The organism is Pseudomonas sp. SDO5522_S412, assembly GCF_054071215.1.
Window position 1 is genome coordinate 1 of the sequence record NZ_JBSVWQ010000179.1, and the last position, 11,581, is coordinate 11,581.

Consider the following 11,581-nt stretch of genomic DNA (forward strand, 5'->3'; position numbering starts at 1 on the left):
TCAGTCACAGATGTTTTGGCTGAACCACCGCTTTCGCGAGCAAGCCCGCTCCCACATTTTTGACCGAATTGTGCCCGGGAGAGTTACGCCGCCCGCTCATCCCCGGGGCTGCGCTCGAAGTAGCGCTTGTACTCCCGGCTGAACTGCGACGTGCTCTGATACCCCACACTGTGGGCCGCCTGCGCCACGCCCATGCCTTCCACCAGCAGCAACTGCTGTGCCTTGAGCAACCGCAGACGCTTGAGGTACTGCACCGGCGACAACAGCGTGCAGCGCTTGAAGTGTTCGTGGAAGGTCGACGCGCTCATGTGCGCATAACCCGCCAACGTCTCGATATTCAGCGGCTCGGCGTAATGGGCATGCAGGTGATTCAACGAAGTCGCCACCCGGGAAAACTGCCCCTGCTGCTCCACCAACGCCCGCAACACATCCGCCTGTGGCCCGCGCAATGCGGTGAACAATAATTCCCGCACCCGCGCCGGACCCATGATCCGGCTCTCCAGCGGATCGTGCAGGCACTGCAACAGGCGTTCGACACAGCCGCGCATGGCGTCGTCCAGCACCACCGAACTCATCGACTCCAACGTTTGCGCCGCCGGCGGTGGCCCGCTCTGGATCCCCATCGCCATCACCAACTCACCCAGCACCACCCGATCAATGCCCACCGTCACCCCCAACAGCGGTGCATTCGGCATGGCAAAAGTCTCGCATTCGAACGGCACCGGCATCGCCTGGATCAGGTAATGCCCCGCGCCGTACTCCAGGGTACGCGGGCCCAGGTACGCGACCTTGCTGCCCTGGGCGACGATCATCAGGCTCGGTTCATAAATCTGCGGGCCCCGCGCCACATCGCAACTGGCACGCAATACCTGCACGCCCGGCAGGTTCGTGGGCGAGAACCCATCACGGGGTGTCAGGGGTTCGATCAAGGCAACCAACGCGGCATTGGCATCGACATGGCGGGTCAACAACATGGCAAAAACTTCGCGAAAAAGGGGATGAGACCATCATCGCAGGTCTGGCGCCACAACGATCCAATCCAGGTGCACTCCCGGACGAATAGGCATGAGACTCGGAGCAATCGCCATGGCCGCACCCAGGCACGGCGCGGAGAATGCGCCACCTCACCTGTTACTGCACCTGCGAGGTTTCTCCATGTACACCGCCATCGGTTATGCCGCTCAATCGGCCACCACTCCCCTCGCCCCCATGTCCTTCGAACGCCGTAGCCCGCGCGCCGATGACGTGGCGATCGAAATTCTCTACTGCGGCGTCTGCCACTCCGACATCCACCAGGCACGCAACGAATGGGGCATCGCCGTGTACCCGCTGATGCCGGGCCACGAGATCGTCGGTAAAGTCACCGCCGTCGGCGCCAGCGTCACCGCGCACAAAGTCGGCGACCTGGTGGGTGTTGGCTGCATGGTCGACTCCTGCCGTCACTGCGACGCCTGCCACGCGGACCTCGAGCAATACTGCCTCGAAGGCCCGACCATGACCTACGCCACCCCGGACCGGGTCGACGGCAGCAACACCATGGGCGGCTACTCCGACAGCATCGTGGTCAGCGAGCACTTCGTGGTGAAGATCCCGGCCAAGCTCGACCTGGCCAGCGCCGCGCCGATCCTCTGCGCCGGCATCACCACTTACTCGCCGCTCAAGCATTACGGCGTGAAGGCTGGCGACAAGGTTGGCGTTCTGGGCATGGGCGGTTTGGGCCATATGGGCATCAAGTTCGCCAAGGCCATGGGCGCGGAAGTGACGCTGTTCACCCGCTCCGCGAGCAAGGCTGAAGAAGGCCGTCGCCAGGGCGCCGACCACGTGATCGTGTCCACCGACGAAGCCCAGATGAAAGCCGCTGCCGGGCATTTCGACTTCCTGCTGGACACCATCCCGGTGCAGCACGACTTGAATCCCTACCTCGACGTACTGCGCTTTGACGGCGTGCACATCCTGGTAGGTTTGATCGAGCCGGTCGACCCGCCCGTCAACGCTGCCAAGCTGGTGCTGGGCCGCAAAGTGCTGGCCGGTTCGTTGATCGGTGGGATTGCCGAAACCCAGGAAGTCCTGGACTTCTGCGCCGAGCACGGCATCACCTGCGACATCGAGATGCTCGACATCCGCCAGATCAACGAAGCCTACACCCGCATGATTGCCGGTGATGTGAAGTACCGCTTCGTGATCGACATGGCGACCCTCAAGGCCTGACCAAGATCGTTCCCACGCTCTGCGTGGGAACGCATGCTGTGACGCTCCGCGTCACCGTTGCGCAGGGCTCAAGTGCTGGACGCGGAGCATCCGAAGCGGCATTCCCACGCGGAGCGTGGGAACGATCACGGCCTGATCAGGCCTTCGCGCCCAACTCCGCTGACAGCCGTGCTGCGACCTGTTTGATCACAGGGATCAGCTCGGCCATTTTCTCCAGCGGCATGTAGGGCACGGTACTGGCGATGCTGATGCCGGCGACGATTCGCCGGCTGGCATCGCGCACCGGTGCCGCGACACAACGGATCGACGGTTCGTTGTCTTCCAGATCGAATGCATAACCGCCCGCCACGTATTCCTGCATGCGCTGTTCAAACTGCGCCCAGGATTGCTCGGGGTGCTGCGGCCACTGCAGATTCTTCCCGCCCGTCGGCAGGCTGACCTGATACAGGCGCTGCCACTCTTCCACGCTGTCATCCAGCAACAACGCCTTGCCGATCCCGGTGCGCGCCAGCGGCATGCGATGGCCGACGCGCGAGCGCATTTCCGGGCCGTTGCGGCCAGGGTTCTTGTGCAGGTACAGCACGTCGTCGTATTCGCGGATAGCCAGGTGGATGGTATCGCCGGTCAACGCCGACAACTCGTCCAGATACGGCACTGCCAGGCTGACCAAAGGCAGTTCTTCACGGGCCTGGAAACCCAGCTCGATCAATTTGGGGCCCAGCAGATAACCGACTTGCGGCACTACGCGCAGGTAGCGTTCTTCCACCAGGCAACTGGCCAGGCGGTGAGTGGTGCTGCGGGTGGTGCCGATGCGCTTGGCGATTTCCTTCAGATCCCGCGCACCGGCCGCCACTGCCTGCACCACGCCCAGGCCACGAAGCAGGGTTTGAGTGCCGGTGGGCGCGGCTTCTTTGACGGGAGTTTGGGCGTTTTCCTGCATATCGGGCCTATTGGGAAGTACGAAAACGGCGAGCATTATGGCAAATGCGGACCAGCAAAACAGAGGAGATCAAAATGTGGGAGCGGGCTTGCTCGCGAAGGCGGTTTTCCAGTTAATGCATACGCTGACTGACACACCGTTTTCGCGAGCAAGCCCGCTCCCACATTGGTCGTGTGGCGCCCTTTTTATCGCTGTTTCATGCGGTCGATAATCACCGCCAGCAACAGGATCGAGCCGCGAATCACGTATTGGTAGAAGGTGTCGATATTCTTCAGGTTCATCGCGTTTTCGATGATCGCCAGAATCAGCACCCCGGCAATCACATGCCGGATCATCCCAATCCCGCCGCTCAGCGACACCCCGCCCAGCACGCACGCCGAGATCACCGTCAACTCGAACCCCTGGCCAATCATCGGTTGCCCCGAGGTCATCCGCGACGCCAGGATCACCCCGGCCAACGCGCCGATCACGCCGTGCACGGCAAAGATGATGATCTTGGTGCGATCGACATTCACCCCGGCCAACAGCGCCGCTTCCTGGTTGCCGCCGATGGCCATGGTGTTGCGCCCGTAGGTGGTGTAGTTCAGCAACCAGCCAAAAAACACAAAGCACAGCACGGTGATGACGATTGGCACCGGCACGCCAAACAGCTGGCCGTTACCAAAGACGAAGAAGTTTTCGTCCATCACGCCGACCGCCTTGCCGTTGGAAAAAATATACGCCAGCCCACGCACGATCTGCATCGTCGCCAGCGTCGTGATCAACGCGTTGATCCGCAGCTTGGCGATCACGATGCCGTTGATCAGCCCCACCACCAGGCCCATGGCCAACGCCGCCGACACGCCGAAGAACACGCTGTCGGTGTCGCGAATCACGATCCCCGCCACCACGCCCGAACAGGCGATCACCGAACCCACCGACAAGTCGAAGTGCCCCGACGCCAGGCAAAACAGCATGGTGCAGGCCGCAATCCCCACGGTGGAAATCGCCAGCCCCAGGCCGCGCATGTTCAGCGGCGAGAGGAAGTTGTCGATGAAGATGGCGCTGAGCACGAAGATGCTCAAGGCCGCCAGCAGCATGACCCAATCATCAAGAAACTTGCGCTGGTTGAACCCCGGCCAGAAGCTTCTTGCGGTTTTTACCTGTGACATACCCACCTCGTATTCTTCAGTCCCGCGTACGCGGAAGAGCCAGTTGCAGCAGCCGTGCTTCGTCCGCTTGATCGCGGGTCAATTCGCCGGTCAGGGCGCCTTCGCTCATCACCAGGATGCGGTCGGAGATGCCCATCACTTCCATCAGGTCGCTGGACACCACGATCACCGCGATGCCACTGGCCGCCAGGTTGTGAATGATCTGGTAGATCTCCGACTTGGCACCGATATCGATGCCGCGGGTCGGCTCGTCCAGCAGCAACACTTTCATCGGCATCGACAACCAGCGGCCGAGAATCGCCTTCTGCTGATTGCCGCCCGACAGGAACAGAATCGGCTGGTCCGCCGACGGCGTGCGCACGTTCAGCGCGCTGATCTGCCGCTGGGCGTTGGTGCGTTCCCAGCCGCCCTGGATCAGCCAGCCGAAGCGCGCATGGTCGCGCCGCGCACTGATATTGATGTTCTCTGCAACGCTTGCGCGGGGCACGATGCCTTCCTTCTTGCGGTCCTCGGGGCAGAGCAACACCCCCGCCGCAATCGCATCCCGTGGTGTCTTGAACGTCTGCGCCTGGCCATGCAGCACCAGGGTCCCCTGGGTGCTGCGGGACAGCCCGGCGAGCAGGCGCAACAACTCTGTGCGCCCGGCCCCCACCAGGCCGAACAGCCCGAGAATCTCGCCCTTGTTCACCTGCAGGCTCACCGGTTCCTGCAACCCCGGCCCGAGCAAACCTTCGACTCGCAGCGCTTCACCGCAGTGCTCGCGCGGCCTGTAGTCGTAGATATCCTGGATATCGCGCCCGACCATGCAGTTGACCAGTTGGTCGACGTTCAACTGCGTCATGTCCTCGAACGTGCGCACGAAGCGCCCGTCCTTGAACACCGTCACCGCATCGCAGATACGGAACACTTCTTCCATGCGGTGCGACACGTAGAGGATCACCCGGCCTTCATCCCGCAGTCGGGCGATGATCACCATCAGCCGCTCGATCTCACGGGCCGAGAGGCTGCTGGTGGGTTCGTCGAACGCAATCACATGGGCGTTGCGCGACATGGCCTTGGCGATTTCCACCAGTTGCCGCTGGCCGAGGGACAGGCTGCCCAGGCGCATGTTCGGATCGATTTCATCCGCCAGGCCCTTGAGCAGGTCCCGTGCCTTGCGCACCATCGCGCCGCGATTGACCACGCCAAAGCGCGACGGCATATGCCCCAGCAGCAGGTTCTCGGCGACGGTCATTTCCGGCACCAGTTGCAGCTCCTGGTGAATCACTGCGATGCCGCTGGCGATGCTGTCGGCCGCCGACTTGAAACTTACGCTGCGTTCGCCCAACTGCAAGCTGCCACTGTTGGGCGGATAAAAACCGCCGAGGATTTTCAGCAAGGTCGACTTGCCCGCGCCGTTCTCGCCCATCAGCGCATGCACCGAATGGGGCCGCGCTTCAAAGCTGATCTGCGCCAGGGCCTTCACCCCGGGAAACTCCTTGCCGATGCCGTTGAAGCGCAGGCTCTCTGCAGCGGCGCTGTTCATTTCCACAGACCGATCTTGCTCAACTCTTCCTTGAAGTTGGCGCGGGTGATCAGGGTCACGTTATCCAGTGCGGTGAACTTGGCAGGCTCAGTGCCTTTGGTCACCCACTCGAACATCGAGGTCGCGGTTTTATAGCCGGACGCATCGGGGCTGAGCAGCATCGAGCCGTAGAAACCGGTGTCGGATTTCTTCAGTTCTTCGATGGCGTCGGTGCCGTTGATGCCCACGCCAATCACGTTTGTGGCCTTGAAGCCGGCGCTTTCGGTGGCGCGTACGCCGCCCAGTACGGTGCTGTCGTTCATGCCGCCAATCAGCAGGTTTTTCGCGCCGCTGGGCAGTTTCACCAGGGCCGAGTTGGTGGAGTCCATGGCGCCCGGCACGTCGAGGGTTTTCTGCGCGGTGAACAGGATATGGTCAACCGGCAGGCCGGCGGCCTTGAGGCCTTCTACCGAACCGTCGGTGCGCTTCTTGCCGGTTTCCAGCTCGTCGAAGGTATTGATGACGGCGTAGGTGTCCTTCCAGTCCCAGTTGCGATGCTTGGCTTCGGTGGCCATGGCTTCGCCTTGTTTCTGGCCGATCTTGTAGGCGTCCAGGCCGACGTAAGGCACGTCTTCCATGGGCTTGCCCTTGGCGTCGACGAAGCGGTCGTCTACCGCCAGCACTTTGAGGTTATTCAGCTTGGCCTTGGCCATGATCGCAGGGCCCAGGGACACGTCCGGCGGGCAGATCACGAAACCCTTGGCGCCGTTGGCGGCCAGGGTGTCGATGGCGGACAGGGTCTTCTCGCCGTCGGGCACGGCGATCTTGATCACGGTGAAACCATGGTCCTTGCCGGCTTTTTCAGCGAAGGCCCATTCGGTCTGGAACCAGGGCTCTTCCGCCTGCTTGACCAGGAAGCCGATCTTTACTTCTTCGGCAGAGGCCAGGCCGCTGAGCGCCATCGTGAGGGCAAGGGTGCCTAGTGTTTTCTTGAGCATGAACCACCTCTTCTTGTTATTTGGAAAAGTTTTAATCGTGGTACATCACCGACCGCCCACCATCGATCATCAGGCAGGTGGCATTGATAAAGGGCGCCTCATCGGTCGCAAGAAACAGTGCCGTCATCGCCACTTCAATCGGCTGGCCGATGCGCTTGGGCGGGTGCAGGTCGAAGGCACGCTGGCGCTCGGCGTGCGGGTCGGCAAAGCCGTTCCAGTAATCGACGTTGAGTTGGGTTTCGATATAGCCCGGCGCGATGGCATTTACGCGGATGCCCTTGGGCGCGTATTCGATGCCCAGCGCGCGGGTCAGCCCGAGCAAGCCGTGCTTGGCCACCGGGTACGGGAAGCAGCCGGGAATGATGTGGCTGGAGTGGGTGGAGGCGATGTTGATGATGTTGCCGATGCCTTGCTCGATCATGTGCGGCAACACGGTACGGCAGCCGTACCAGGCGCCGTCGAGGTCGATGGCGAAGCAGCGGCGCCAGTCTTCGTCGGTCATTTCCAGCGGGTCGCGGAACACGTTGACGCCGGCGCAATTGACCAGCACATCGACGCGGCCAAAGCGTTCGATAGCGACGTCCACCAGGGCGCGCCATTGATCCTTGGAAGTGATGTCGACAGGTTGTGCGTAGATCTCGGCGCCGTGTTCGCGCCAGTGGGCGGCGACCTGCTCGACCTTCTCGCCCTGGATATCACCGATCACCAGGCGCGCCTGCTGAGCCTGGAAGCAGGCGACGATAGCCTCGCCAATGCCTTGGGCGGCACCGGTGATGACCACGACTTTGTTCTTCAGTCGCTCGCCGTAAGTCGGCTCGGGCACCGGAGGTAACGACAACGGTTGTGCCTGCATCGCTTCACCTGTTTTGTTTTTGGTAGTGAGTGCTGATGCGCAAGACTATAAACCCAGAAACCGGAACATCTCAATATATAAATTATCATCCCATATAGTGAGCAAATATATAAAAAAACCGGCTTTAAAAGCCGGTCCTTTATGCACACTTAACCCTGTGCGAAATCCCTGAGGGCGTCGCCTTCCATGCGGTAGCGTACCCACTCTTCCTGGGGCTGGGCACCGATGGATTTGTAGAACGCGATGGCCGGCTCGTTCCAGTCCAGCACGCTCCACTCGAAACGCCCGCAGCCGTTGTCACAGGCGATTTTCGCCAGGTGGCGCAGCAACTTCTTGCCCGCCCCGCCACCGCGTTGCTCGGGGTTGATGTACAGGTCTTCGAGGTACAGGCAGTTGCTGCCCAGCCACGTGGAATAGCTGAAAAAGAACACCGCAAAGCCGATCGGCAAACCGTCGCGCAGGCAGATCAGGCCGTGGGCGGTGGCACCTTCACTGAACAGGCTGCGCTCGATGTCCACCACGCTGGCGATCACTTCGTGCCGGGCTTTTTCATAGTCGGCAAGCTCGGTGATGAAGGTCAGGATCTGCGCAGCATCGCTGGGCACGGCGGGGCGAATCTCGATGGTCATGGGCAGGCCTTGTCAGGGAAAGAGAGCACACATACTAAGGCGCTTTAATGACCGATTGCAGTGCAATTTGATTCACGGCTAACCTGCAGGCCATCGACCTTTGAGAACCCCCATGCCCTTCACGCCCTTGACCGACCTCGCCGCGACGTTATTGCCTCACGCCCTTGAGCCTTCGGAAGACGGCGCCCACGACCTGTCCCACTTGCAACGGGTGTGGCACAACGTGCGCTTGATCCAGGCAGAGGAAGGCGGCGATCCCGAGGTACTGCTGGCAGCCGTGTTGCTGCACGACTGCGTCGCGGTGGAGAAGAATTCGCCGTTGCGTTCCAAGGCCTCAATATTGGCGGCGGACAAGGCCGGGCAGATTTTGCAGGGGTTGGCGTGGCAGCCCGAGACGATTGCAGCGGTGACCCACGCCATCGAGACCCACAGCTTTTCGGCGGGCCTGACGCCGGTGACGCTTGAAGCAAAGATTATGCAGGATGCCGACCGTTTGGACTCCCTCGGCATGATCGGCGTGGCCCGCACGTTCTATATCGCCGGGCGCATGGGCAGCGGGCTGTATGACCCGGCTGACCCAACGGCGCAGCATCGCGAGTACGACGACAAGCGCTTTTGCCTCGACCATTTCCAGACCAAGCTGCTGCATCTGGCGGGCGGATTTCAGACGCCGACGGGGCAACGCATGGCCCTGGCGCGCCATGAGCGGTTGAAGGGTTTCATGGACCTGTTCATCGAAGAAATCGGCACGCCATACTCCGCTGTGGGCTAACGCAAGCACCGCTAACCACAGAACAAACCCTCGGGCCGTGCATGGTAAAAAGTTGGGCATAAATCCAACAGACGCAAGGCTCCCCCATGCACGCCTCACCTGCGGTTGGCGGAAAACTGTTCGCCCTTTTCTGCCTCGCCAGCTACCTGCTTTCCCTGTCCTATGGCTCGACATTCTTGCTGTCGCTGCTGATCCATTCGCGCGGCGGCAACGAACACGACGCGGGCAGCGTGATCTCCATGGCGATGCTCAGCACCTTTGTGGCGGTGCTGGTTTCCGGGCATCTGGCCGACCTGCTGGGGGCTGCCAGGTCGATCGCCCTGCTCGGCGTATTGCTGGCGGTGGCGTGCCTGGGCTTTGCGCTGGCGCCGGGGTTCGGCGAGGGCTTGATGCTTTTTGGCTTGTCGTTGGGGTTGGGCTGGGGCGTCTTCTATACGCTGGGTCCGATCATCGTGGCGATGCTGGTGGAGCCGGCACAGCGGGCCAAATATTTCGCACTGCTGTCGGGCAGCATGATGACCGGGATCGGCTCCGGGCCGTTGCTGGGGCGGGCGGCAAGTGCGCTGGATTTTTCGCTGACGGCGGCCTTTCATATAGCAGCGCTGGCGAGCCTGGTGGGTGTGCTGATTTTCTGGCGACTGGGTCGCGCGCTGAGTCAACACACCGCGCCGGTGGCGAAGATTTCCTGGTCGGCCACGCGCCAGGTGCTGTCATCGAAAGCGGTGTTCGCGATCATCATGGTGGGCCTCGGCGGTTGCGTGTTTGGCGGGCTGTCGAGTTTCCAGACCAGCTACGCGGCGTTGCACGGGCTGGACTATTCGCTGTTCTTCCTGGGCTTCATGAGTGCGGCGATTACCAGCCGCCTGCTGATCGCCGGCATCGTGGTCAAGCGTGATCCGTATTGGACGGCGTGTGTGTTGTCGGGGTTGATGCTGGTGTCGATTTTCCTGTTCGGGTTCAGGGTCAGCGGCAACTACAGCTACCTGCTGGCAGCCGTCACCCTGGGCGTCGGTTACGGCCTGACGTATTCGGTGATCAATGGTTTGGCTGCGAACGAAGCACCCGCCGGCACCACGTCCCAGGCGTTGCTGCTGTTCAGCCTGGCGTACTTTATCGGGGTGTTCGGTTTCCCGCTGCTGGCGGGCAAGGTCATCGTCGAATACGGCATGCCGACCCTGTTGATGAGCGTACTGGCGGTGGCGCTGCTCAATTGGCTGATCACGGTGGCGCGGTTGATCTGGCGCCGAATCTCGTCACACAAAATCTTACAAGCGACCTAAGACCGTTCGTCGGTATCGAGGCACGAATCACAAACGGGGGCGGACCAATATCAGGTAAGGACATTAATCATATGGAGACACCATCATGACGACTTCCAAATTTGCCGCCCTCGCCCTCACCGGTTTGCTGTCTGCTGTTTCGCTGAGCAGCTTTGCCGCCTCCACAGGTTCCAGCACCGGCCCGACCGACCCTGTCGGCAGCCCGCCCAACCCGGCCGCTCAGGAGTCGAAGGACTCGATGGGTACCGGCATGGACACCAACGGCGGCGCCATCATCGACAACAGCAGAGACCCGCGTACCCAGGGCGACGACACCAATCGCAACAGCGGTGCGGTGCCAAACGGCAAAATGGGCCCAGGTGCCACTTCTCCCTCGATCAACAAGGGTGACGACTCCAACATCCCCGGCGCGCCAAAACAGCCAGCGCCTTAATGCGCAAGAAAGACGAACACCCAACCATTTCCCAGTGAAGAGGTATGCATGAACGTCGATCACAACCTTGAAAAAGAAGTCCTCACCCGTCTGCTCCACGCTCATCCCAGTGGGTTGGGCAAAGAAGTGCTGGACAATTACCGAGGTGAAAAAGTGGTGGCCAGCGCCTTGGCCACCTTGCAGGACCGCGGGTGGATCAAGGAAGGCCATGTGACCTGCAACGATGCCGGTGAACATTCGCTGAACCTGCCGATCAAGCTCACCGCGTCCGGCGTGGAAGCGGCTCGCAAGCTTGAAAGCGAAGCGAGCCAATAACACACCTTGCCTGGTCTGGCCCTTGTATCTTGTATGAGGGCCAGAAGGAGTATCGCAATGCCTCGTGGAAGCAAAGCCAAATACACCACCGAACAGAAGCGCAAGGCCGCCCATATCGAAGAGAGTTATGAGCACCAGGGCTTGTCGAAAGAAGAAGCCGAGGCGCGGGCCTGGGCCACCGTCAACAAGCAGTCTGGCGGCGGCGAAAAGGCCGGCGGTTCAGGCCAGCGCAAGGCGCCGGCAAAGAAGTCCCTGGACCGGCATGAGTCGGCCAAGCGGGCTGCTGCCAGCCGTGAGGGGCATCCGCGTAACAGCAGGGTTTCGCTGGGTACGCAGACCAAGGAAAGCTTGCTGAGAGAAGCGCGTGCCAAGGACATTCCCGGGCGCTCGACCATGCGCAAGGATGAGTTGATTGAGGCGCTGAAAAAGGCCGGTTAACGCGGAACAAAATGTGGGAGCGGGCTTGCTCGCGAAAGCGGTGTATCAGTGCCAGATTCA

At 61.4% G+C, this 11,581-nt stretch carries 13 protein-coding genes; 6 read left to right on the forward strand and 7 right to left on the reverse strand.

Features of this window, described 5'->3' with window-relative positions:
* Positions 1 to 83: 83 nt before the first annotated feature.
* The gene (locus tag ACW9I6_RS25200; RefSeq protein ID WP_004371227.1) at positions 84 to 974 is read right to left on the reverse strand and encodes an AraC family transcriptional regulator; all 891 of its coding nucleotides are present in this window, start codon (positions 972 to 974) and stop codon (positions 84 to 86) included.
* Positions 975 to 1,155: 181 nt separating this feature from the next.
* On the opposite strand from ACW9I6_RS25200, the gene ACW9I6_RS25205 reads away from it, so the two are divergent.
* The gene (locus tag ACW9I6_RS25205) at positions 1,156 to 2,208 is read left to right on the forward strand and encodes an NAD(P)-dependent alcohol dehydrogenase (RefSeq protein ID WP_004371228.1); all 1,053 of its coding nucleotides are present in this window, start codon (positions 1,156 to 1,158) and stop codon (positions 2,206 to 2,208) included.
* A 136-nt stretch (positions 2,209 to 2,344) separates the two neighbouring features.
* Here the strand turns inward: ACW9I6_RS25205 and ACW9I6_RS25210 are convergent, their stop codons facing one another.
* The 6 genes from ACW9I6_RS25210 to ACW9I6_RS25235 all read right to left on the reverse strand — a co-directional run bounded on the left by ACW9I6_RS25210 (position 2,345) and on the right by ACW9I6_RS25235 (position 8,283).
* Positions 2,345 to 3,148, reverse strand: coding sequence for an IclR family transcriptional regulator (locus ACW9I6_RS25210; RefSeq protein ID WP_004371229.1), 804 nt, complete (start codon positions 3,146 to 3,148; stop codon positions 2,345 to 2,347).
* 185 nt (positions 3,149 to 3,333) lie between these two features.
* A complete protein-coding gene (gene araH / locus ACW9I6_RS25215; protein WP_004371231.1) occupies positions 3,334 to 4,299 on the reverse strand; it encodes an L-arabinose ABC transporter permease AraH in 966 nt (321 codons plus the stop codon).
* A 16-nt stretch (positions 4,300 to 4,315) separates the two neighbouring features.
* Positions 4,316 to 5,824: an L-arabinose ABC transporter ATP-binding protein AraG gene (gene araG / locus ACW9I6_RS25220; protein WP_008434925.1), complete on the reverse strand. Its 1,509-nt coding sequence runs from the start codon at positions 5,822 to 5,824 to the stop codon at positions 4,316 to 4,318.
* The gene (locus ACW9I6_RS25225; protein WP_008434927.1) at positions 5,821 to 6,801 is read right to left on the reverse strand and encodes a substrate-binding domain-containing protein; all 981 of its coding nucleotides are present in this window, start codon (positions 6,799 to 6,801) and stop codon (positions 5,821 to 5,823) included. The genes araG and ACW9I6_RS25225 overlap by 4 nt, the downstream gene beginning before the upstream one ends.
* A 31-nt stretch (positions 6,802 to 6,832) precedes the next feature.
* Positions 6,833 to 7,654, reverse strand: coding sequence for an SDR family oxidoreductase (locus ACW9I6_RS25230; protein WP_004371237.1), 822 nt, complete (start codon positions 7,652 to 7,654; stop codon positions 6,833 to 6,835).
* Positions 7,655 to 7,803: 149 nt separating this feature from the next.
* The gene (locus tag ACW9I6_RS25235) at positions 7,804 to 8,283 is read right to left on the reverse strand and encodes a GNAT family N-acetyltransferase (RefSeq protein WP_004371239.1); all 480 of its coding nucleotides are present in this window, start codon (positions 8,281 to 8,283) and stop codon (positions 7,804 to 7,806) included.
* Positions 8,284 to 8,395: 112 nt separating this feature from the next.
* On the opposite strand from ACW9I6_RS25235, the gene ACW9I6_RS25240 reads away from it, so the two are divergent.
* From ACW9I6_RS25240 to ACW9I6_RS25260, 5 genes are all read left to right on the forward strand, one after another.
* On the forward strand, positions 8,396 to 9,055 hold the full coding sequence (locus ACW9I6_RS25240) for an HD domain-containing protein (RefSeq protein ID WP_457339967.1): 660 nt from the start codon (positions 8,396 to 8,398) through the stop codon (positions 9,053 to 9,055).
* Between the two features lie 86 nt (positions 9,056 to 9,141).
* On the forward strand, positions 9,142 to 10,335 hold the full coding sequence (locus ACW9I6_RS25245; protein WP_457339968.1) for an MFS transporter: 1,194 nt from the start codon (positions 9,142 to 9,144) through the stop codon (positions 10,333 to 10,335).
* An 85-nt stretch (positions 10,336 to 10,420) separates the two neighbouring features.
* Entirely contained in the window at positions 10,421 to 10,768 is a 348-nt protein-coding gene (locus tag ACW9I6_RS25250) for a hypothetical protein (protein ID WP_008434934.1), read from the forward strand.
* A gap of 48 nt (positions 10,769 to 10,816) precedes the next feature.
* Positions 10,817 to 11,083: a hypothetical protein gene (locus ACW9I6_RS25255; protein ID WP_087692767.1), complete on the forward strand. Its 267-nt coding sequence runs from the start codon at positions 10,817 to 10,819 to the stop codon at positions 11,081 to 11,083.
* A gap of 57 nt (positions 11,084 to 11,140) precedes the next feature.
* Positions 11,141 to 11,521 carry a Rho termination factor N-terminal domain-containing protein gene (locus tag ACW9I6_RS25260; RefSeq protein WP_178902607.1) on the forward strand — a complete coding sequence of 127 codons (381 nt, stop codon included), beginning with the start codon at positions 11,141 to 11,143 and terminating at the stop codon, positions 11,519 to 11,521.
* Positions 11,522 to 11,581: the final 60 nt, after the last annotated feature.

What these genes read in the sequence shown, in the direction of transcription:
- ACW9I6_RS25255 (WP_087692767.1), top strand. Translation starts at nt 10,817, where the DNA reads ATGAACGTCGATCACAACCTTGAAAAAGAAGTCCTCACCCGTCTGCTC.
- ACW9I6_RS25200 (WP_004371227.1), bottom strand. Translation starts at nt 974, where the DNA reads ATGTTGTTGACCCGCCATGTCGATGCCAATGCCGCGTTGGTTGCCTTG.
- ACW9I6_RS25205 (WP_004371228.1), top strand. Translation starts at nt 1,156, where the DNA reads ATGTACACCGCCATCGGTTATGCCGCTCAATCGGCCACCACTCCCCTC.
- araH (WP_004371231.1), bottom strand. Translation starts at nt 4,299, where the DNA reads ATGTCACAGGTAAAAACCGCAAGAAGCTTCTGGCCGGGGTTCAACCAG.
- ACW9I6_RS25235 (WP_004371239.1), bottom strand. Translation starts at nt 8,283, where the DNA reads ATGACCATCGAGATTCGCCCCGCCGTGCCCAGCGATGCTGCGCAGATC.
- ACW9I6_RS25240 (WP_457339967.1), top strand. Translation starts at nt 8,396, where the DNA reads ATGCCCTTCACGCCCTTGACCGACCTCGCCGCGACGTTATTGCCTCAC.
- ACW9I6_RS25250 (WP_008434934.1), top strand. Translation starts at nt 10,421, where the DNA reads ATGACGACTTCCAAATTTGCCGCCCTCGCCCTCACCGGTTTGCTGTCT.
- ACW9I6_RS25225 (WP_008434927.1), bottom strand. Translation starts at nt 6,801, where the DNA reads ATGCTCAAGAAAACACTAGGCACCCTTGCCCTCACGATGGCGCTCAGC.
- araG (WP_008434925.1), bottom strand. Translation starts at nt 5,824, where the DNA reads ATGAACAGCGCCGCTGCAGAGAGCCTGCGCTTCAACGGCATCGGCAAG.
- ACW9I6_RS25260 (WP_178902607.1), top strand. Translation starts at nt 11,141, where the DNA reads ATGCCTCGTGGAAGCAAAGCCAAATACACCACCGAACAGAAGCGCAAG.
- ACW9I6_RS25230 (WP_004371237.1), bottom strand. Translation starts at nt 7,654, where the DNA reads ATGCAGGCACAACCGTTGTCGTTACCTCCGGTGCCCGAGCCGACTTAC.
- ACW9I6_RS25210 (WP_004371229.1), bottom strand. Translation starts at nt 3,148, where the DNA reads ATGCAGGAAAACGCCCAAACTCCCGTCAAAGAAGCCGCGCCCACCGGC.
- ACW9I6_RS25245 (WP_457339968.1), top strand. Translation starts at nt 9,142, where the DNA reads ATGCACGCCTCACCTGCGGTTGGCGGAAAACTGTTCGCCCTTTTCTGC.